This window comes from Sphingobacterium haloxyli, from assembly GCF_002980525.1.
GTDB lineage: Bacteria > Bacteroidota > Bacteroidia > Sphingobacteriales > Sphingobacteriaceae > Sphingobacterium > Sphingobacterium haloxyli.
This window is the reverse complement of the sequence record NZ_PVBQ01000002.1, coordinates 247850-270540: the sequence shown is the minus strand read 5'-3', so window position 1 is coordinate 270540 and position 22691 is coordinate 247850. Positions and strand designations below refer to the sequence as shown.

Here is a 22691-nt window from a genome sequence, read left to right as displayed (position 1 = left end):
TTTTAAGACGCGTCGCGTCTCAATAACATCATTTCGATCGGCTTAATGGTTATATACGCAAAATACGCTTGTAATAACTTATTTTTAAAACCGAGTAACTTTAGCCCTTCTTTTACCTTCGGTGTGTGCATGAGGGTCTGAAAAACGCGCTCCCGCCAATTCAGACGTGCCAATGTGGTATTAATCCATTCTAAATAGGCCGGACGGATCACTTCACGCAGCACCGAAACATTCAACGGCTCCAGTGGGTGGTTAAGAAGAGCGTCATAATTAAGGGAATTTTGATAGGTATATTGATGCTTTTCGTCTTCGAACAACAAATTATGCTTTTTGAAGAAATCCCGCTGCCACAGTCTGTCAGCCCTTCTTTCAGGAGCTAAGTTCAGCATCGCTATAGCAATATCCTGATCCAGAAAAGGAGAATATGCTTCGAAACCATAATGCGTCGGTAATGTAATCAAAAATTGCAACATCATCATCTTCGTCCGCATCGTGGCCAGTATGCGGTATTCTGGAATTTTCAAAAGCTCCTTTTGTTTTTCGAAGAGTGGCGCGACCAAAGCTTCTTTATATTCTACATCCATTGCCTGTCCTGCATCGGCACTCATGCCATGTGTATGACCAAGCTTGCGATATGATTCAAGTGAGTTTATTTCTGGGATAGCGACAGCACCCGCCCATGCATCCCCTATAATCCCACTTAGCAGATGCATTTTCTTGTGATTTTCAATGTTGGCGATCTGGTCAAAGAACTCCATGTGGTATGTACCGGATGCAGCTATGGATACACCATATAATGCATACCATTCGGGCATGTAAGAATTGAAGTTACCGAGATCTATCCTTCGCCAATAAGTACCCAATCGCTCCGAAAGAGCTTTAGCATAAACAACCTCTCTCGACAGATTTTGATTGTAGGACGTTCCGTAGGTGTAGGCGTGAATCCTGTTCCGCTCCTTTAACAACACATTCAGCAAGCGGGAATCAAACCCACCGCTGGTCGGAATCAAAATATCCTCTTGAAATGATGATGCCCAACTATTTACCCGCTCCTCCATCATGTCCAACACATCTTCTTCTTTTGTTTGCTTCCCTAATTCATCTACTACACGGTCTTCATGTTCCACTACCTGAATCTTACCGGCTACTACACGCAACGTCTCATTAGGCAGAAGGAATTTCACATGCTTAATAGGTGTACGTCCGAATACGGCATAACCATAATCTAGATAGGCTGCGATCCCGTTTGTATCTATTTCCAGATTAGCATAGTCAATAACATCTTCTATGGAAGCACCAACGGCGCCTGTTTTCTCATGATAGAATACCGTTCCGCATCCTACCCAATTCCCTTTTATTGTTTCTATCATTTCCACTTCGATAACTTACGCTTCCCTATCTCCAGGAGCTCAAACCACACCACATTGCTGATCAGGTGGCTACCCAGCAGATAAACCAGCACAAATATAGCGCATTGTAACAACAGCCTAACCAGATAGGACGTATCTCCTATAAAATAGCCCGATGTCCACACCACAGCAAAAGCAATCAGACTCACCACAAAAGAAGGGCCTATATCCTTAAGTTGTTTGAACAAACCGTACCCATATACCTTGCTGCTGACCCAAGTACTGATGCCATATAGCACCAGTCGTACCCCAATCTGGCCGTAGATGATACTCAAGATGCCAAACGGATAGGTCAGCCATAAAACCAGCAACGCCAATGTTAGCTGACTCAGTTCCAACCATAGGGTGTAATTGGCTTTTCCTTTCACGTTTAAAAAATTGGTATTTAAATCTATCAGCGAAAAAAATATGCCGGCGAAGCATAACAGCTGGAAATAGGGCACAGAAGGCAACCATTTGTCGGTCAGCACTAACACAAAGGCCGGCTCGGCAACGGCAATAGCACAAAAAACGGCAGGAAATAGTACGAAAGCCAATGTTTGCATCGATTTTCTGCAGGCGTTTAAAAAACGTGGATAATCGTTCTGTATCGATGCCAACGTCGTCAATGTCGTCCCCTGTATAATGGAAGAAATCAGCATGCTGGGCGTTTCTCCCCACTTATTCGACTGATAATAATAGCCTGTGTCCTGTAATGTAAAATGCTTTCCGATAAACGAATAATATACCTGCGAAAAGGATCTGCTCAGTATCCTCCCCATCATAAAGGAAGAAGAGAATTTCAAATGGTTACGCAGAATGCGTCCCGAAAAGAAAAAGTTCAACCGCCAGTCGCCCCATATCCATAACATGGTCGTGCGGAAGCAGGAATAAAGAAGAGCCTGCAGCAGCAAAGCCCAAACCCCAAATCCAAACAACGCTAGCGAGACAACCAATATACCCGAAAATACGACGGCCAGGACGTTGATGCGCGCAGTCTCCTTGAACGCGAAACTTCGCAATAACTTAACATACTGCACAAGACCGAACGACTGTGTCAATACTTGCAGGAAAAGCACACGAGCATATAAGGCCAGGTTATCGATATTGTTAAAACGCTCTATGGAGGGGGCAGCAAAGAAAAGGAGAAGATACAGCAGGACACTGACCAGCAGGTTAAAAGCAAACATGCTGGAATAGTCTTTTTCATCAACCTTAGGAGAACGTACCAATGAAGTTGCTAAGCCGCTGTCCACAATAGATGTGGCGATGTTTGTAAAGATTATCAAAACCGCTACTACACCGAAATCTTCTTCGGGAAGCACACGAGCGGTAATGATGCCCACCAATGTTATCACCAATTGGTATCCAAATCGGTCAATAGCATTCCAAAGCAATCCTTTAAGGGTATTTTGCTTGATATTCTCGCTCATGCAAAGACATTGAAGTCACAAAGTTAGCAAAGATTTCTATAGAAATGAGTCTGTAAAACCAATCTTATGATATCCTCTAGTAGTATCCTATATCGATTACCACTATAGATTTTTCTTTCTTCTCAAAATCCTGAAAATCTGTCATGGCAATATTTCAGCTTGACCAAAAAACAATGTCCTTTTCGTCTTTGCTACCATGCGATAACCTTTTTGTTTGAGGAACTCTATGATGGGTGTTGTTGGAACTACACCGATTTCAAAGTTATCTTCAACTAGTATGTAACGGGGTCGATATTTAACCCAGTTATTAGATTGCAATACAGCCAAATCAAATCCTTCTGCGTCAATTGATAAAAAATCAATTTCAGTATTTTCTTTAAGATGTTCATCTAGAACAGCGTCTAATCTTCTAACCGGAACAGCTATTGTGTTTGTAATAGAATATCTCGTACTGTGATCACGTTCTTCTGATATCCTTTTTGAGAAACCATTCAGAGCCGGCTCGTTAAAACAATAGTATGTTAACGTTCCGTTATTTTCCGCGATACCGACATTGAGATTAACATCTCGTTTTCGAAACCACCTAAACCATTTCATCGCGTCGGGATTTGGCTCTATGTTAATACCTTTCCATCCCCTTTTGTAAAAAGCCATTGTATTGGAGAACCGATACGGATGATGTGCACCAACATCTACATAAAAACCTCTATATTTTTTCTTTCCTTCGTAAAAACTTAGTAGTACAACATCCTCCCCTTCCTGCGAATAGGATCGATAACTTAAAAAATTATCAAGAGGCACATATTTTAGGAGCGTCTTTTTAAAAGAAGGCATAAACGTAAAATAAATTGATCAACAAGTTAGTATTATTTTTTCCAATTCCAAAAAAGATGCGCACAACGAGTCACAGTTTGTGCCTCATCACGTTTTTGTTTGAATTTGTTTCTTTATTTATTTTTCCTATATTAGTCGATAATAAGCACTAAATTTTTGATCTAAAAGCACTTTTTTCTTTTTTTGCTGTGTCCCTTTTGTACGTATTCTTACACGACAAGTTTATTTTTATTATAAATAGTTATATTATGAAAAATTTCACACTCTTGTGCGTACTATTGTTTGGAACAGTAGCCGCATATGCACAGTTAAAAGTTTTCCCGAACAAACGAGTACTTATCGGTGAAGGACCCAATCCGCCAGCTCACACTTTTGAAACCTATTTAGGGACGATGGCTATGAACTTTACCAATCGCCCGCTATGGTTCAATATCGCATCTTCCGATCCTCGTATTCAAACTACCACAGGCGGTAAAATTGTATTTTATAATACAGCTAATAGCGGTTACATTGATATTCAAGTTAAAGCAGTTCTTACGACATCAGATGCCAAGTTCAAGACTAATGTTGCATCAATCGGAGACAATGGGAGTGCATTAACCACGGTAAAACAGCTTAAAGGCGTAGAGTTTAACTTTAGAGACGAAGTAAACGGCATAAAGCATGCGGGTTTTATTGCACAAGACTTGGAAAAAGTGTTACCGCATCTCGTACATACGGACGACAGTGTCGGTAACAAGGCAATAGATTACCAAGCGATAATCCCTTATCTAGTAGAAGCGATTAAAGAACAACAAGTACAAATTGATCAACTAAAACAAAAACTTTCTGCGTCAGCACCTAATACCGATACAAATAACGCAGAAAACAGGCTGGCAGGAGAAGCGGCACGGGACGAAAAGCGATTGATACACCTTGCTGTTCATGCGCAAGAATAAGAAAAGGAGGTATGTTATGAAAACGTTATATGTAGCGGTCTTCTTTCTGGCGGGTATGCTGACATTCAGCTACGCGCAGGATGATTTTTATTATTACCACGGAGAGAAGAAAGCAATCAAACTCCACCCGACCCTTCGTTATATCGCGCTTGAGGATAGTATACAGCACATGAAGACTCTTTTAGATATGGGGGCACAAATTCATGAACGAGGTGTATATACGACACAAGAGAAAGAACGATATTGGGTAATTGTCGATATTGTCAAAGAAAATATAAAAAATATACAGCAACTCACTACATTACCTAACATCTCCTACATTGGTCCGGTGGTAGGTGTCAATGACACTTCCTACGTGGCTATATCCCAATTTTTCCATATAGAGGTAACTTTAGAAAGCCAGTTAAACCAAGTGATCGAATTAGCTAAAAAGAATGGGGCGGACTATGTTGGAGCAATTCCTTATACTAATGGATGGCATACTTTCGAGTCGAAAGGCTCCAAATCCAGTTTAGCGATAGCTAATCAGCTCTTTGAAACAGAAAAAATAAAGGAAATTTCACCAGATTTTATGTTTGATTTCGCACCTTTTCTTAACAAAATGAAAGATAAACGCTTTTTCGGGAACGGTACGCAGACCTGTACCAACGACCCTCAATTTCCGCAGCAATGGGGACTACAGAACAGTAACGGAATAGATGTAAAGGCTTGTACCGCCTGGGGAATAACAAAGGGATCGTTATCGACAACAGTAGCAGTCTTAGACACTGGTATAGACCCTACTCTCACGGAATTTGCAACGAATTTATCCTCGACATCTTTTGATGCCCAGTCAGGTACTTCACCCGCTGTTGTCTATCCCAGCGACCACGGAACACATGTTGCAGGAATAATCGGCGCAAATCAGAATGCCTTCCTTATTTCGGGAATAGCACCATCCGTAGAATTAATGGCTGTAAGCCACTCGCTCGCTGTAATACCCAATATCTCTGCGCAACTCGCATCGGGACTGAATTGGGCATGGCAAAACGGGGCGGATGTTATCAACAACTCTTGGGGGGACCAAGGAGGTGCCTTTTATGGTAATCTGCAAAGTGCTGTACTCGAAAGTGCTATTAATAGTGCGCAAAATAGTGGTAGAGGAGGGCTAGGTACCATTGTAGTTTTTGCATCGGGCAATTATGCTCCCGTCATGGATTATCCCGCTACTTATTCTCCAAACTCACTAACTGTGGGTTCTATCACATCAAGTGGCAGTCGATCCTCCTCTTCCGGATATGGTGCTGCACTCGATGTCGTTGCTCCTGGCTCTAATATTCTATCAACCACATTTAGCAACACCACGACTTACAAAAGTGGAACTTCCATGGCGGCGCCTTTTACTTCCGGTTTAGCAGGGCTTATTTTGTCCATCCAACCAACTTTAACACGATTACAAGTTAATAACTTTATCGAAAGCACCGCACAAAAAGTCGGTGGCTATAGTTATACCGCAACCGCGGGACGTCCAAATGGCACATGGAACAATCAAATGGGATATGGCTTGATAAACGCACACGCAGCTCTTGTGGCTGCGGGAGGTGGTGGTACTTGTACACCGTCTACCCCACCCACGGTTATCAATGGAACGAACTATACCAGCAATACGGCCCTCAACGGCTGTAACTTTGAATTTACCAATTCCAATGTGACAAATAATGCATCACTGACCGTAAACGCAAATGGATACGTATTGTTGGCTTCCGACTTTAGTGTAGTGGCGGGAAGTTCACTCACTGTTCAATAAGCACAGCACGCTGTCATTATAAAAGGCAATCCCAAAAAGATTGCCTTTTATAACAGATAACCTACTTTATTTTAACCTGTTACAGAGAAATTATAAATTTGTATCATCAAACTGACAAACAACTTATTATCATGAAAAAGCTACTATTTCCCTACTTCCTGCTCAGTCTGCTTGCTTTGTTTTCCTGCAGCAAGGAACAAGAATACCTAGAGAATGAAAAGGTTTCGGAGTTAAGCGAACGTTTGCAAGGGGAGTGGATTAGTGTCGAACCTGCTGAAGACTATTTTAAAGTTGTTTTTCAAAAAGACAATTTGCTACGATATTACATCGGCATAGGAACAGAACATGAAAACCTCCACTATACCGCACCGTATCAGTTGATGGTTGAAAATGAAACAATTCTTCGCATACGTCGCTCCTACCATCCTTCCGGGCAAAAGGCAGATTTCAACCATCAGATCTATTTTGAAGGAGATTTGCTGCGCGTTAAAAACCTCCAAAAAGATCTCACGCAAGTCGACGGTAATTATCCTGGCGATGTAAGTGTGGGATACCACGATGTGGTATTTGAGCGGGAAAACTAGATTTGGTCTTTCAACGACAATCAAGCCGAAGGAAAAACTGCATGCTTTTGACCATCCACAAAAGTCACCGGTAATTTACCCGTACCTCTTTCCTCAAAAAACACCTTCCCCCGAGTGTAATTTTCGCTATACAAATAAATATTAGCACGGTTTTTGAATCATTCTTTGTTCTTTTGTAATGCATGCAAACACTGGCTCCTATCATATTATTCGTATACAATCGTCCTAAGCATACCAGACGGGCGCTCACGGCGTTGGAGAAGAACCTATTAGCCAAAGACTCGCTGTTGTACATTATTTCTGATGCCGCAAAAAACGCAGATGCCGTTGAAAACGTCAATCAAGTACGCGCCATTATCCGCGAACCCTGGGATTTTAAGCATATTACGATTATCGAGCGCCAGAAGAACTGGGGGCTTGCCGAAAACGTGATCGATGGCGTCACTAAAATTATCAACGAATATGATAAAGCCATTGTGTTAGAAGATGACTTGGAGACCTCTCCCTATGCACTAACTTATTTCAATGACGCCCTCCATCGCTATGAGCATGAGGAACGCGTCATGGAAATCAGCGGTTATATGTACCCGGTGGAACATCCGAAACGCTTGCCAAAATCGTTCTTTTTCCGGGTTGCAAATAGTTGGGGATGGGCTACCTGGAAAAGAGCATGGAATCACTTCAACCCAGACATCAATGCCCTGACAGAACATTTCAAGCGGAAGGATATCAGACGTTTCAGTGTAGACGGGAGAGAGAATTTCTGGAAACAGGTAAAGGAATTTAAAGCCGGAAAGATCAATTCCTGGGCTATTCGATGGTATCTTTCCGTCTTCAATCAGGATGGTTTGGTACTATACCCGCGACAATCTATGATACAGAATATCGGGACGGATGGTTCTGGTACCCACTCAGATCTCGACGATGTATATCACGTGGAACTAGCAACCCAAAAAGTAAAGTACTTCCCTAACGAAATCGTAGAGAGCGAAAAAGCCTATGAAGCTATTAAATATTTTTACGCACATCGAAAGGGAAATATCATCGAACGCTTAATCCGGTTCTTAATTAAAAAGTTCGGACGAAAATAAATACGGAGTATGAACAAGCTTTTACCCAAAGTTTCTATTATAACAGTCGTATACAACGATGTTCAGGGCATTGAATACACTATTCGATCGGTCATGAAACAGACTTATGCTGAATTAGAATATATTATTGTAGACGGGCTTTCTACCGACGGTACACTCGATGTAATAAATCAATACAGCGAAGAAGTGTCCATGCTGATTTCGGAAAAAGACAACGGCATTTACGATGCAATGAATAAGGGATTAGCTATTGCCACGGGTGACTATGTCCTGTTTCTCAATTCCGGAGACGAACTCTACGAAGATATGACACTGGAAAAAGTCTTTTCCTCGGCAGAAAATGCCGATATCTATTATGGGGAAACGCTATTAATAGACGAAGAGCGCAACGTTATTGGCAATCGCCGTCATGCGGCACCGCAACGTTTCGACTGGAAATCATTTCGGTACGGCATGAATATCTGTCATCAGGCAATTTACGTGAAACGAAATATTGCTGAGCCCTATGATCTACAATACCAACTCAGCGCTGACGTTGATTGGGTAATTCGCGCTGCAAGAAAGGCGAACAAAATAAAAAATGTGAACCAACATGTGGCTAAATACCTTGTTGGCGGAATGACCCAAAAGCGCCACCGACAGAGCTTGACGGAGCGCTATACAATTTTCAAAAAGCATTATGGGACAATCCCCAATCTTATCAATCACGGCGTTATCGCCGCTCGCCTTATCCTATACCGACTAAAGCATGGCAAAACAAGAGAATAACCTGTTTAACCCCGAAATATTGATCGAACTTGCCAACACCAAAATGCCTTTTGGCAAACACCAAGGTTGGCTATTATGCAATCTGCCTGAACCTTACTTAAACTGGTTTCATCGAAATGGTTTTCCAAAGGGAAAACTTGGTATGCAACTGGCAACGCTTTATGAGATTAAGTTGAATGGTTTGGAGTATCTGCTTAAACCGTTGCTTAAGAAATAAGAAGGTTTTTCTCTATACTAAATTTGTGTCGCTCGAGCCGCGACTGGCTTTTCCTTTTTTTTCCGCAAAAAAAGGAAACAAAAAAACTCGTCGCTGTTTTTTTGTTGAAGCCTTATTGGATAGTGCAAATAGCAAATGTTTACATACTCAACAAAAAAGAGGCGACCTTGATGTTAAGGATGGAACAATACAATTGCATGAACCCTTCCTTAACCTTCAATGTCCATCCAAATGTTTGAGGTCTGTAGAAATCCATTCTTAGTACTATCCAATTCTCTCAAATATTTGAAGGACGCTTTTTTGCGCTACTTTTTTCTAAAAAAAGTTGCTTAAAAAAAGCCTTCTTTTAATCTGTTATCACAGTAAAAGTGACCTCCGTCAATTTTTATCTGACATTTTTCCTTATTTTTGCAACCAGAAATAATTTTCAAACATTAAACGCCGTTTGCAGCGGTATCAATGAATATGGCAAAATATCAAACATTACTGTACTATTGTTACAGTCCAATCGAAGATGCAGAACAATTTGCTGCGGAACATCTAGAATTCTGTAAATCACTTGGCCTTGTAGGGCGTATCATCGTTGCCAACGAGGGGTTGAACGGCACCGTTTCCGGAACACCGGAGGCTTGTAAAGCCTATATGAAAGCTGTACACGCCGATGCGCGATTCAATAAGACGGATTTTAAGATCGATGAGGTCAATGAACCGTCCTTTATCAAGATGCACTGCCGATACAAACCTGAAATCGTACATTCTGGCTTACGCAATCCTGCGGTAATAGACCCGAACAAGGAAACGGGCAAACACTTGGAGCCAAAAGATTTCATGGAAATGAAGGACCAGGAAGACGTCGTGATTTTGGACGTACGTTCCAATTACGAGCACGCCGTGGGACGGTTCAAAAATGCCGTGACTTTAGATATAGAAAACTTCCGCGAATTTCCGGAAAAGATCAAAGAACTAGAGCAATTTAAAGACAAAAAGATACTGACTTATTGTACTGGCGGAATCAAATGTGAAAAAGCTTCTGCACTATTGCTAAAAGAAGGGTTTAAAGATGTTTACCAACTCCACGGCGGCATTATCAAATACGGCAAGGAAGTAAAAGGTAAAGACTTCGAAGGCCAGTGTTATGTATTTGACAACCGGGTTACGGTCGATGTTAACAAAATCAACCCAAAGATCGTTTCCACCTGTAGAAATTGCGGAAAAGTAACACCTAAGATGATTAATTGTGCCAACCCGGAATGCAACGAGCATTTCACACAATGTGATGCGTGTGGTTGGGAAATGGACGGCTGTTGCTCTACAGCTTGCATGGAACACCCTCGTAAACGACCTTACGACGGTACCGGTTATTACGTGAAACTACCGCAACCAGTCAACGAAGAAAAAATTAGCAAAAGAAAGCATAAGTATTTTCCACCAAAGGGAAAATCGACTCTTTTAGATAGCGAATAACAGCATTTTAAAGTTTCTCAATGGCAAACAATAGATAAATAAAATACGAAATATTATTTATTGTTTGCCATTTTAATTATCTTTGAGCAACATCAACTAATTGTTTCCGAGAAATTTAACGGTTAAATTTCAAACTAAATCAGCTAGCCGTGCCAAAAAGCAAGAAAACATTTTTACTGCGAAAAGTACTTATAGGTACAATTATCGCCATTTTCGCATACCTCAGTATTGTCTTTATTTATCAGTATATAGCCTATCAGAAAGTAAAGGAGCGTTTAGACGCCGCATACGCTTTGAGCTTACAACAATCATCTGCATTCTATCGCCTGTTCTCCGTCTATGGAGAAGCCGACAATCTTTTCCGACAATATACAGTAGACTTTGACCAACACACCTACGAGGAATATCGAGTTAAGCTCGACACCATTAAATATTATATTGATTCGTTATCGACACTTCCTAACACAAACAATTTATTACAACAGAGCAACACGGACATTCAAAAAAGAGACCTGCTTGCGGGTGAATTTGCAACACTTAAAAAGACAATTGACGATCTGGTGTTCATGGCGCAGGACTCCCTCCCGATATTGACCTCACAGAGCCAACGGGTAGCTACGCCACGCTATATATCCGCAGATTCGGCGATTAGTAAAATTTTAAATGACACAGCACTTAATGAAATAGATACGGTAGTACGAAAAAAGCAGAACCTTTTCAATCGTATTTTCAATGCCAAGAACGATACGCTACTAGCTAATACCACACAACGGTTCAATGTCCAGCAAATTGATGTCCTACAACGGAACGTCGAGAACCTCATTGTTCAGAACGAGACAATATACAACAGAAGCTTGGGCAATTTAAGACAAAATTTCACCGCATTGAGACAAAAAGAAAGAGCGCTAATCCAAGCAAATTATTTTCTATTGAACAATTTAAAAATCGGTGTTGATAATATTAGAGAACTTGAGCGAGCGGCTGTACGCGAAGCGGAGGCCAGAGATCTAAATATCTACAAAGAAAATTCCAAGCGGCTGGGAAATCAGCTTATAATCTCCTTATCTGTCATGTTATTCATGATGCTGTTTATTCTCTATTATCAATCCAAAGCCACCACGTACGAAAAGCGACTAGAGGAAGAAAAAGACTATGCGGCAAAAGTTGCCGAAGAGAAGACGAGTGTTTTAGCCAATATAAGTCACGAAGTACGTTCGCCTATTAATTCACTTATGGGCATTATCGATATCTTGCGAAAGAACGGCAACAAGGATACAATCCAGCCGGAATACCTGGATTCGGCAGCACATGAAATATCCGTTATCAATAGCACGGTGAACGATATCTTGAGTCTTAGCAAGCTCGAAGTAGGCGGATTGGAGGTGAAAAACGAATATTTTTCCCCGTATCGGTTACTATTGGATATCGTCAATCTCCATACCTATCAAGCACGAAAAAAGAGTTTATCTTTAACGCAGCAAATTGACATTGACCCTCAACTGGAAATTTATAGTAGCTCCTTCCGGATCCGACAAATCGTCTCCAACCTGATTAGCAATGCTATAAAATATACGCCTAACGGTACGATAAGTATAAAAGCTTACACGAGGAAAGTAGGTATCAAGGTCACACTTTTCGTCGAAGTTATAGATACAGGCCTAGGGATCGCTCCCGAGCACCAATCGCAGATTTTCCGTCAATATTACATGACGGACAATAAGAGTAAGACCAAAGGATTCGGTCTTGGACTTTACATTTCCAAATTGTTATCGGAACAGCTTCAGGGTGATATCACGCTAGAAAGTGCTGTTGGAAAAGGCTCTACGTTTACGTTGTCACTGCCAATTAATAAAAATCGTCTAGAAAACACCGCACTTAAGACATATACTTTAGCCGATCTCCCAAAAGATTTACAATTGGTGCTGATCGATGACAACCGCATTAATATTCTTTATTTAAAACATTATTTCAAAGATTTTCCAAACATACATACGTTTGAGAAAGCTTCGGATGCTTTAGCGTTTATACAACAAAGCCCCGTGGATGCCGTAATCACGGACGTCTCTATGCCTGAGATAGACGGATGGGACGTACTCCGGGAAATCCGGAATAGTGCCGAAAAACAGCATACCAAAGTGTTCGCGTTCACCGCAGACACCATGCACCTCGAGGTGGAGAAAAATGAAGCATATGCATTTGACTGTATTCTAAGCAAACCGTTGGATGAGCACCAGCTGGTAGCCTGTATCGTCGGGTAATCACGTCTCGGTGTCCCTAGAGATTTTGAAGCTCCAGCAACACCGGGCAGTGGTCGGAATGTACAGCGGAAGGAATAATCTCCGCAGCGACGATTCTATCCGCCAATGGCTTGGAGACCATATTATAATCAATCCGCCAACCGAGATTTCTTGCTCGTGCCCCTGCACGATAGCTCCACCAAGTGTAGTGATGTGGTTCCGGGTTTAGGTGACGGAAAGAGTCTACGTATCCAGCATCAATAAAATTCTCCATCCATTCACGTTCTGCAGGTAAAAAGCCGGAGCTATTGGCATTAGATTTCGGATTGTGAATATCGATAGCGCGATGACATATGTTATAATCCCCTGAAATCACCAAGTTTGGTCTTTCCTGGAGAAGCTTATCACTGTATATCTGAAAATCATCCAAAAAACGATATTTGAAATCTTGTCGTATATCGCCTGTTGTTCCCGAAGGAAAATATACACTCATGACAGAAACATCGTCAAAATCGGCGCGGATAGTACGCCCTTCAAAATCATAATCTTCATGTCCACAGCCATATTCGACATGTTTTGGTGTAATCTTGGTGAAAATAGCCGTGCCGCTATACCCCTTCTTTTGTGCCGGATACCAATAGTGCTCATATCCCATCTCTTCCAGTAGAAGAATTTCGGGGACCTGATCCTGGGTAGCCTTAATTTCCTGCAAGCACACAACATCTGCATCCATCGCCTTCATCCAGCCCAACCAATCTTTTTTGAGTGCAGCCCTTATGCCATTTACGTTGTAAGTAATGATCTTCATTAATAAAACCTCGAATAAAAAATATCTAGAACCTTGGTTAAAAAGCCCGTTTTAGGAGGCAGCCCTTCCATTTCCCGCTCGAGATTTAAGGCTTCTCTTCTGGTCAACAATTTCATGGACATCCGTACGTCAGCCAAGGGGCGATCTCGTTCGTCTGTTTCGACTACTGCGATCTCGTCGATGACTTTTACGCCTCTTAACAATTCTCCAAACACAGTGTAGTTTCCATCTAAATGCGGTGTTCCTCCAATGGTCGTATATATATCGCGCTGCTGAGCAGTCAGTTTCTTCCCTTTCAATCTAAACTGTTCTAAGGAGTCTAACGCCGCTGGTGTAAATACGCGTCCTTGTACCAGATAAAACTGAGAAGCAGAAGACTGTTTCGCAGGATTGTCATCCCGTGCCGCACCGATCGTTCCTTTTTTATGGATAAGGTCTTCTTGAATCTCCGCCGGAATCTTATAATCGGGTCCACCGTCGCCAAGCGGCTGCTTTTGTGCAGCATAGCGTGAATTCGGGTCACCTCCTTGCACCATAAAATTATGAATAACCCGATGAAACATCAACCCTTCATAATATCCTTCTTTAACCAATTCGACAAAATTGTCCCGGTGTTTGGGTGTTTCGTTATAAAGCCTTAATAAACAGTCCCCCTTATCGGTTTTTATCGATACATAATGATATTTAGGTGTCTTCGCCCAGGCTAGCGTAACCAAAAGCATGCTGCATATAAGCAGACCTATTTTCTTCAAATTTGTTTTCATAAATATGTGCTACGATAAGGTGTAGGTATCTTGAAAATAGTCTATAATTAATGATTTGAGAATCATTTCCTGTTCTAACAGTGTATAGTTAGGAATAGGCTTCACTAAGTCCCAATGTGGCCACCCCTCTTCGTCCAATCCTTTCAGTTCATAGAAACCCATAGCGCTGAACAAGCGACAATTAGCGATGTGCATAAGTTCTTCCTTTTGCCGTTTGGAAAATTGCTGCGGGCCTTTTCCAAGTTCTTGGACACCAATCAGAAAAAGCATAACCTTGATATCGGGAAGTTCCATGTCGAAGTCGCTTGCGACAACGCGTTGCAACTCAGCCCACTTTTTATTAATTTCCGATGCTTTCATACCTGAACAAAGGTAAGGAATTATTTACGCAGTTCACGAATAAGTTCTCGACAGCGCTTGTCGATCATCTGGTAGACTGGCTCAAACTGATGTTCATCGAAATAGGGATCCGGCACAGTATCTTGGGACAAAAACATACGTACTTTCGCTTTGTCTTCTTCGCTTTTTGCCAGTGCCATAACGTCTCGAAAGTTGTTGTCATCCATTACAAAAATATGGTCATAACGTTCAAAAAAGTCCGACCGGAAACATTGAGCCCGCTGCGTTGCTATATCAACTCCATATTTCTTCGCCACAGCGATAGAACGTTTGTCTGGCTGCTGTCCCACATGCCAATCGCCGGTACCCGCGGAATCTATTTGCCAATCTAAACCCTCTTGCTCTACCAGATGCTTCATTATTCCGTGAGCCAGCGGAGACCGACAAATATTACCTAAACAAACCATCAAAATCTTCATGTCGTAAACTATTTATTAAAAAAACGCGTCATCTACCTTACAGCAGATGACACGTCTATATCTACACTATTATCGCAATTAGTATTGGATAGGGAAGTTGAATTCTACCGTTCCGCTTTCCGAAACGCCGGTAATGCGAACAATATTTCGTTTAGTACTACCTAACGCAGATTCCACATCATCTACATTATTAACGGGTTTACCATTTACATGTGTGACGATTAGACCTTTTTCTACGCCAAAATACTCAAACATTCCACCGCGATGTATCTGGGTGATGACAACACCAGAGTTTACACCGAATTTTTTCTTCTGCGCATCGGAAGCAGGCGTAAAGCTTGCGCCCAATTTGTTAAATATCTCGGTAGCACTTGCATTCACTTCTTCGTCAGCACTCGATTTTTTAGTATCTTGAGCCTTTAGGGTGACCGTTACATCACGCTCTTTTCCATCCCGTTTGTAAGTAAGCTTCAGCTTATCACCCGGATTCAGTCGTGCAACCCGTTCTTGTAAGTCGGAAGACGAATAGATTACACGGTCTTCCACTTTCGTTATTACGTCACCCTTCTTTATGCCAGCTGCAGCTGCAGCACCATCTTTTACGACGTCAAATACATAGAGACCATGGATGTCGTCGATTTTGAATTCTTCTCTAATGGCTTCATCAACTTCACGGAAGTTCACACCAACATATCCGCGTTGTACGGTACCAAACTCTTTAAAGTCGTTTACAATTTTCTTTACTAGGTTGACAGGGATGGCAAACCCATAGCCCGCATAAACACCAGTTGGTGAAGCAATTGCGGCATTAATACCAATCAGCTCGCCGCGTGTATTCACCAACGCACCGCCACTATTACCCTTGTTAATAACGGCATCCGTTTGGATAAACGACTCTACCGCCGTACGGACGATGGGCTCTTGTGGTTGTCCATACCCATAAGGCGATCCTTGCCCTTGCTCGCCTAAGATTCCAATTTGACGACCTTTAGCACTTACAATACCAGCCGTTACGGTAGACTGCAAACTCAATGGATAACCCACAGCTAGCACCCATTCGCCAATTCGTACATTATCCGAGTCACCAAATTTAACGAAAGGCAGCTTAGACGCATTCACCTTAAGTAACGCTAAGTCGAAGTCAGCATCTCTACCGATAACTTTCGCCTCAAATGTCCGCTGGTCGGTTAATTTTACTTCGATTTTATCTGCATCTTCTACCACGTGGTTGTTGGTTACAATATATCCATCAGGAGAAATCAATACCCCAGACCCAGATGCCCTAGCTTGGCGAGGCTGTGCTTGACGCCGTTGTGGCATACCAAAAAATTCTTCAAACATATCGAAAGGAGAAGCACCGCCACCTCTGGAGCCTCGAGCAGTCATCGTCACATTAATATGTACGACACCTGGCGATACAGCTGCGGCAGCTTCCGTGAAATCCGGATTACCTGTCGAAGACATGATTTCATTTCCCGGGTTATTTGCAAAATAAACTTTTTGTTGTTCTTCGAAGGTCATGCTCTCCATTTGCTTATTCTCGAAGAGCTTATATCCCCCGATAGCGACTGCGCCTCCAACAGCGGCTATTAATAAACTTATTCCTATTTTCTTCATTGCTATGATTATCTATTATCTTTAAAAATATTTACTTTTACTTTGTTTTATGGCTTGTCCAAATGTAATACCATTAGGAATTGCTTGGGAAGTTTTGACAGTTAAAAAATGTTAACGGACGACGTCTGTGTTTATTTTTAACACGATTTAACAGTGCTGCTTAACTTTGTAACAAGAATATTAATTTTCATCAGCATTAATGTTTTTAGCGGAAAATGAAATATGCATTAATAATTTTCCTTGAATATAGCAATTATACAGGTCTTATCAAATAATCGAACAATGGATAGTAAAATAAAGTTTTCAAAATATCAGGGTGCGGGCAACGATTTTATTCTTATTGACAACAGAAGCGGTTTTTTGGATCGTAATAATGATGAGTTAATCCAATCGTTATGCGACAGAAGGTTCGGAATTGGCGCAGACGGTTTAATGCTTCTTCAAGATAACAAAAATTTTGATTTTGAAATGGTATATTACAATGCCGACGGCGGAGAAGCTAGCATGTGCGGTAATGGAGGACGATGCATTGTTGCATTTGCACGCGATTTAGGCATCATCGCCGACAAAACTGTCTTTTTGGCAGTGGACGGCAGACATGACGCTCTTATTCATGAAAATCAAGTGGATCTAGGGATGATCGACGTATCCTCCGTGGCACGGGATGGAGACGCTTATGTTTTAAACACCGGCTCTCCCCATTACATCGCCTGGGCAAATGACCTCCATAACATGGATGTATATCAAATCGGATCTTCTATCCGTAATAACGACACTTATCAAACAGAAGGCATCAACGTGAATTTCGTTGAACGAGAAGAAGCGGGCTATTTCGTCCGAACGTATGAACGTGGCGTTGAAGATGAAACGCTCGCTTGCGGCACGGGAGCTACTGCCGCTGCTATGGCTATTGCCCTTCATGACGGTTTAGATGGGCATTTAGAAATCCCGATCCGTGTGCTCGGCGGACAATTGTATATCAGTTTTCACAAGCAAGGTCAACATTTTACAAACGTGCGTCTTAAAGGACCAGCGCAATTTGTATTCGAAGGGACATTTCAAGACTGAGTACGTTTCAGTCCGCATCACCAGGAAGCCATATTGATCGCTTTTATCTACGCCATGCACCATCCCCCCTTAACATTCAAGGTGGCATCCGGATATTTGAGGTATGTAGAAATTCATCCTTAGCACTATCTTCGATCTCAAATATCCGAAGCCACGAGGTTTTGGTTCTTTTCACGGGGAAAAGAACAATAAAATCCTTATATTAGAGCCTTTTTTAGAAAGCTCCAGGATTTTTTAATGCAACAGGTCGATAGCAAATTACCATTCAAGTTAATATACTCTTTAGGACAGCACCCCTATTTAGGTTATCTGATAGAACCACACATCGTTCAACTGAACGCTAATGGGTCTTATTCGTTGAGCTATAAACGTATTTTTACAAATACTATTGGTGATTTTGCTCCCGCATTAGACGAAACCGACGATCACCTTGTTAAGCTGCTAGACGAGATCGAGCAGACACACATTATCAAGATATTCAACAAAAAGGCCATACGTCCTGTTGATTTTTTTGGCAAAGTTTTCGATGATAAAACTTATGATAGAATCCGTCCCAGGATCGAACAAAAAATGGTTACCGCATTAAAGCAATTGCGCGGAAAACCCCTTTTTTTAATGAGTAAAGACGGTTATCCTGCCGATAAGCAGATACATATTGCCGACGAATCTACATCTATCCTATTTCACTTCCGTCGTAACGAGACAGAGACACGCTATTTTCCCACGTTAAAATACAAAGGTCATCGACTGGACTTTATGTATAAAGGTGCACAAGTCGTGGTAAATAGAGAAGCCTGGTTGTTACTGGAAAATACGCTTTATTACTTCGAACAAGACATCGATGGTAAAAAACTAAGTCCGTTTCTGAACAAACGCTACATCAGCGTGGCACGTAATACCGAAAAACGATACTTTGAGTCTTTTGTAACCGGGCTGATAGAAAAATATCATGTTTATGCCGAGGGTTTTGACATCAAGACGCATAGGGAAAATGCGACCCCTGTTGTTAAGCTGTTTTATGTTCCCAACGGCCAATCCTTTTTACAGCTGTCTTTTGCTTACGGTCCTTATGAATTCTCGGGGAGTACAGACCACCCTGTTACCGTACGGTTAGCTTACGATGAAAAAACAGATGATTATGTTTTTCATCGCATAAAGCGCTCATTGTCCTGGGAGAAGAAACAAGGTCTTTACTTAGAAGAGCTAGGGCTCCGTAAGAGAGATTTGCTATTTGCCAACTATATACTCGAAGTGGAACATGAATCTATTGTTGATTGGCTAAATAGGAACCAGTCCGCACTTGTGGAAAAAGGGTTTGCTATCACGCAAGCAAAAGGCGACCGTCGTATCTTCATCGGCAAAACCTCACTAGAAATGACCATAGAAGAGGGTAATGATTGGTTTGACATACAAGCAGTAGCTCATTTTGGCCCCTATGAAATTCCATTTATAACACTGCGGGAGCATATCCTAAACAAGATTAAGGAATTTACATTGCCAAATGGGGAAATCGCGATTATCCCAGAGGAATGGTTTTCCCAATATGAACACTTGTTCCTTTTTACCGCCGACAAGCATAGCTTAAAGCTGAATAAAACTCATATTGGGTTATTATACGAAATATCGGAACACACCGAGCGTTCCTTTCACCGCAAGCTGGAACAATTATTAAACTTCGACAGCATTAATGAAGCACCTATCCCAACAGGATTTCTAGGCAATCTTCGTCCTTATCAACGAGCTGGATACAATTGGTTTCACTTTCTCCAAGAATATAAGTTTGGCGGATGCCTTGCTGACGATATGGGATTAGGAAAAACTGTACAGACACTCGCTTTGCTACAACAGCAGAAAGAGCATCTAAAAGGAACAGATCATACAAAAACATCGCTTCTGATACTGCCGACATCACTCCTATATAACTGGCAGAAAGAAGCAGAAAAATTCGCACCCGGACTTCGGATTCATCTCCATACGGGTTCCAGCCGGTTGAAAGATGCTTTTGGCTTTTCCCATTTTGATTTAGTCATAACAACTTATGGGATTGTACGCAGCGACGCGGAGCTTTTAAGCAAATTTTTCTTCAACTACATCATCCTAGATGAAAGTCAACATATCAAAAATCCCACTTCAAAATCATTTAAGGCCATTAAAGGTTTAAAAAGTAAGTATAAATTGGCGCTGAGTGGCACCCCAATAGAGAATTCTGTGGCAGATATATGGTCACAAATGCATTTCGCGAACCCCGGTTTACTCGGCTCGTACAGCTATTTTCAGAAAGAATTCGTCGTACCCATCGAAAAAAAGAAAGACGAAGAAAAAGCGGCTCGTTTACAAGCGATTATCAAGCCCTTCATTCTCCGCCGTACCAAAGATCAAGTTGCCAAAGAACTTCCTCCTAAAACAGAGCAGACTATTTATTGTGAAATGACGGAGGAACAGACGAAGTTATATGAGCGCATCAAGTCGGAATACCGGAATGCCTTGTTGGACAACCAATTGCAACAGAACGGGCATGGTAACCAGATTATGCTATTACAGGGTCTCACAAAACTCAGGCAAATCGCAAACCACCCGACAATGGTGGAAGAGAACGATGACTTTTCTTCCGGTAAATTCGATACGGTTATGGAAATGTTACAGTCGATCATCGCGGAGCAGCACAAAGTGCTTATCTTTTCCCAATTCGTAAAGCATTTGCAATTGTTCCGCCACGAGTTCGAACGTAAAAAAATACCCTATGCCTATTTGGACGGGAATACAAAAAAACGATCGGACGCGGTTAATATGTTTAAAGAACGGGAAGACACACAGATTTTCTTAATCTCTATTAAAGCGGGGGGTGTAGGCCTTAACCTTACCGAAGCTGACTACGTGTTTATCTTAGACCCATGGTGGAATCCGGCAGTAGAACAACAAGCCATAGACCGTTCACACCGTATCGGACAAACGAAAAATGTATTTATCTACAAGTTCATTAGTAAGGATACCGTAGAGGAAAAGATCATAGCACTGCAAAGTCAAAAGAAAGCACTGTCCTCTGCACTTATTACCACCGAAGAAAGTTTCATCAAATCGTTATCCACGGAAGATATACAAGAGTTGTTACGGTAGTTTCTCTTCATTTTTTTGTCTTGACACAAAAAAACGAAGCAAAAAAAAGTCAAGACTTGCAGGGTTCCGCTACCTTTACTTGTCTATTCCTAAACAGCATGAAACTCCCTCCGGTCAAACAACATGCTGTTTTTACGGAATAGTCTGCGTAAAGCTGGCCGCGGAACAATGCTATGTCGTCTCAACCCACGTGATCGCAATCAATCAATGATCGCTTCTATCTACGCAATGCCCTAAGCTTCTCTTAGCCCTAAAGGTCGCATCGTTGTCTAAATCAAGTTGCGACCAAGCCTTCAACTCAACTGTACAGCATTGTACTATCCCCTCCTTAAGACAGCATGTCGCATCCAAATTTTTGAGGCTTGTAGAAACTCATTCTTAGTACTACCCCTATCCTCAAAGATTTGAAGCGACGACTTTTTTTGTTTCTTTTTTTGAGGTAAAAAAAGAAACAAAAAACTATCTCTTATCAATAAAAGTAACCGGCTTCCGGCTCAAAGGATTAAAAATAACGCGTTGTAACTCTTCCGACGACCGCCTTTCTACACGGGGTGTCACCCGTAGTTTTGCTCGAAAACGATCTTTAATCTGCGACAGAAATTCTGCTGCAGTCTCTTTTGTACTGATATAGATGACGATTTCATCCGTTCCTATGTCGTTATGCGATATTTCAATGACGTGGTGTTCAATCTCGGCAAAGCCGGCAAGTAGGTCATGCAGTGCAGGCGGATACAAAGTCGTCCCCTTGTATTTTACCATTTGCTGTTTTCTTCCTTCTACAGGGCCAATGCGATAGGTATTACGCCCACAAACGCAAGGAGCAACGTGTTTTCGGACAATGTCACCTGTTTTAAATCGCAACAGCGGCACACCCTGCACACCTAAGGTTGTGACAACGAGCTCGCCACTTTCGCCATCGGGCACAGGTCGTTCGTCCTCGTCTAATACTTCGGCGATAATAAGATCCTCGTGTAAATGTCCGCCTTGAAAAGCTTCACATTCGGTGAACGCCGCTCCCATTTCTGTAGAAGCATACGTGGAATACAGTTTCAATGGCCACTTTTCACGTATACGTCTCGTGAGCACGGAATCGTTTAGGGAGGCGTCCCGTAACGACTCCCCTATACACAACACCGCCTCTATACCCGCGTTGCAATAATCAATGTTATGTTGTTCAGCATATTCTATCAGCTTTAATAAAAAAGACGGTACGGCAATCAGAAACCGAGGCCTATGCTTTAAAATAACATCCCATTGTAATTGTGGAATTCCCGAACCCACACGCAAAATACCCGCTTCAAGCTTTCGTAGACCGAGAAAGTACGCTAGGCCAGCCATAAACCGCCTGTCCATCGTGGTCATCAATTGGACCACATCACCTGGTTTTACACCAATCGTCTGAAACGAACGCATCTCATTATACGCTAAACGCTCCAAGTCTTTTTCCGTAAGTCCAAACGTTACCGGTTTGCCTAAAGTTCCCGATGTCGAACAATAATCTATAATTTCTTCGCGTCCGACACAGGAGAAATCCTCATTACACGCTTGAATGTCGTCTTTACTCGTTGTTGGTATATGCACTAAATCTCCAAGCGTCTGTATCTCGGCCACTTCAATAGCATGCCGCTCAAACAAGCGCCTGTAGTAAGGTGAATGTTCCTGGATATATAGCAACTGCCTGCGTAAAAGTTCTTCTTGATAAGCCTTAATTTCTTCCGGCGATTGTCTTTCCATTTTTAAGTATTTAGTACAAAGTATGGCC

Annotated in this window: 19 protein-coding genes; 10 read left to right on the top strand and 9 right to left on the bottom strand. The window is 41.9% G+C overall.

All coding sequences use genetic code 11. The annotated features are described in order from the left end of the window. Window positions 1-2 precede the first annotated feature (2 nt). The 3 genes from C5745_RS03030 to C5745_RS03020 all read right to left on the bottom strand — a co-directional run bounded on the left by C5745_RS03030 (window position 3) and on the right by C5745_RS03020 (window position 3655). Window positions 3-1370, bottom strand: a complete 1368-nt coding sequence (locus C5745_RS03030; protein ID WP_105715489.1) for an asparagine synthetase B family protein — start codon at window positions 1368-1370, stop codon at window positions 3-5. After that, a complete protein-coding gene (locus C5745_RS03025; protein ID WP_105715488.1) occupies window positions 1367-2821 on the bottom strand; it encodes a lipopolysaccharide biosynthesis protein in 1455 nt (484 codons plus the stop codon). Before C5745_RS03025 ends, C5745_RS03030 begins: the two co-directional genes overlap by 4 nt. 141 nt (window positions 2822-2962) lie before the next feature. Continuing rightward, window positions 2963-3655: an FkbM family methyltransferase gene (locus C5745_RS03020; RefSeq protein WP_105715487.1), complete on the bottom strand. Its 693-nt coding sequence runs from the start codon at window positions 3653-3655 to the stop codon at window positions 2963-2965. A 248-nt stretch (window positions 3656-3903) separates the two neighbouring features. Between C5745_RS03020 and C5745_RS03015 the strand changes: the two genes are divergently transcribed. The 8 genes from C5745_RS03015 to C5745_RS02980 all read left to right on the top strand — a co-directional run bounded on the left by C5745_RS03015 (window position 3904) and on the right by C5745_RS02980 (window position 12761). Beyond that, window positions 3904-4593: a tail fiber domain-containing protein gene (locus tag C5745_RS03015; RefSeq protein ID WP_105715486.1), complete on the top strand. Its 690-nt coding sequence runs from the start codon at window positions 3904-3906 to the stop codon at window positions 4591-4593. 16 nt (window positions 4594-4609) lie between these two features. Further along, window positions 4610-6379: a S8 family peptidase gene (locus tag C5745_RS03010; RefSeq protein ID WP_165793001.1), complete on the top strand. Its 1770-nt coding sequence runs from the start codon at window positions 4610-4612 to the stop codon at window positions 6377-6379. Window positions 6380-6510: 131 nt separating this feature from the next. Next, complete coding sequence (locus C5745_RS03005; RefSeq protein ID WP_105715484.1) at window positions 6511-6963, top strand: hypothetical protein; 453 nt, start codon at window positions 6511-6513, stop codon at window positions 6961-6963. A gap of 182 nt (window positions 6964-7145) precedes the next feature. After that, the gene (locus C5745_RS03000) at window positions 7146-8054 is read left to right on the top strand and encodes a glycosyltransferase family protein (RefSeq protein WP_105715483.1); all 909 of its coding nucleotides are present in this window, start codon (window positions 7146-7148) and stop codon (window positions 8052-8054) included. A 9-nt stretch (window positions 8055-8063) separates the two neighbouring features. Continuing rightward, on the top strand, window positions 8064-8822 hold the full coding sequence (locus C5745_RS02995; RefSeq protein ID WP_105715482.1) for a glycosyltransferase family 2 protein: 759 nt from the start codon (window positions 8064-8066) through the stop codon (window positions 8820-8822). Further along, a complete protein-coding gene (locus tag C5745_RS02990; protein ID WP_243403234.1) occupies window positions 8803-9039 on the top strand; it encodes a DUF3820 family protein in 237 nt (78 codons plus the stop codon). Before C5745_RS02995 ends, C5745_RS02990 begins: the two co-directional genes overlap by 20 nt. A gap of 465 nt (window positions 9040-9504) precedes the next feature. Continuing rightward, the gene (gene trhO, locus C5745_RS02985) at window positions 9505-10503 is read left to right on the top strand and encodes an oxygen-dependent tRNA uridine(34) hydroxylase TrhO (protein WP_105715625.1); all 999 of its coding nucleotides are present in this window, start codon (window positions 9505-9507) and stop codon (window positions 10501-10503) included. Between the two features lie 149 nt (window positions 10504-10652). Continuing rightward, the gene (locus tag C5745_RS02980; RefSeq protein ID WP_105715481.1) at window positions 10653-12761 is read left to right on the top strand and encodes an ATP-binding response regulator; all 2109 of its coding nucleotides are present in this window, start codon (window positions 10653-10655) and stop codon (window positions 12759-12761) included. Window positions 12762-12777: 16 nt separating this feature from the next. Here C5745_RS02980 and C5745_RS02975 read toward each other — a convergent pair whose 3' ends face one another. From C5745_RS02975 to C5745_RS02955, 5 genes are all read right to left on the bottom strand, one after another. Beyond that, complete coding sequence (locus tag C5745_RS02975; protein ID WP_105715480.1) at window positions 12778-13548, bottom strand: exodeoxyribonuclease III; 771 nt, start codon at window positions 13546-13548, stop codon at window positions 12778-12780. Next, window positions 13548-14312: a peptidylprolyl isomerase gene (locus C5745_RS02970; RefSeq protein ID WP_243403233.1), complete on the bottom strand. Its 765-nt coding sequence runs from the start codon at window positions 14310-14312 to the stop codon at window positions 13548-13550. The genes C5745_RS02975 and C5745_RS02970 overlap by 1 nt, the downstream gene beginning before the upstream one ends. Window positions 14313-14321: 9 nt before the next feature. Continuing rightward, window positions 14322-14672 carry a hypothetical protein gene (locus C5745_RS02965; RefSeq protein WP_105715479.1) on the bottom strand — a complete coding sequence of 117 codons (351 nt, stop codon included), beginning with the start codon at window positions 14670-14672 and terminating at the stop codon, window positions 14322-14324. 20 nt (window positions 14673-14692) lie between these two features. After that, complete coding sequence (locus C5745_RS02960; RefSeq protein ID WP_317046830.1) at window positions 14693-15118, bottom strand: low molecular weight protein-tyrosine-phosphatase; 426 nt, start codon at window positions 15116-15118, stop codon at window positions 14693-14695. Window positions 15119-15208: 90 nt separating this feature from the next. Then, window positions 15209-16747: a Do family serine endopeptidase gene (locus C5745_RS02955; RefSeq protein ID WP_207795699.1), complete on the bottom strand. Its 1539-nt coding sequence runs from the start codon at window positions 16745-16747 to the stop codon at window positions 15209-15211. Window positions 16748-17029: 282 nt separating this feature from the next. Here C5745_RS02955 and dapF point away from each other — a divergent pair, with 282 nt between their 5' ends. Further along, window positions 17030-17815, top strand: a complete 786-nt coding sequence (gene dapF / locus C5745_RS02950; protein ID WP_105715476.1) for a diaminopimelate epimerase — start codon at window positions 17030-17032, stop codon at window positions 17813-17815. Between the two features lie 237 nt (window positions 17816-18052). Then, complete coding sequence (locus C5745_RS02945; RefSeq protein WP_105715475.1) at window positions 18053-20929, top strand: DEAD/DEAH box helicase; 2877 nt, start codon at window positions 18053-18055, stop codon at window positions 20927-20929. A gap of 459 nt (window positions 20930-21388) precedes the next feature. Here C5745_RS02945 and C5745_RS02940 read toward each other — a convergent pair whose 3' ends face one another. Then, complete coding sequence (locus tag C5745_RS02940; protein ID WP_105715474.1) at window positions 21389-22663, bottom strand: phenylacetate--CoA ligase family protein; 1275 nt, start codon at window positions 22661-22663, stop codon at window positions 21389-21391. Between the last annotated feature and the right edge of the window lie 28 nt (window positions 22664-22691).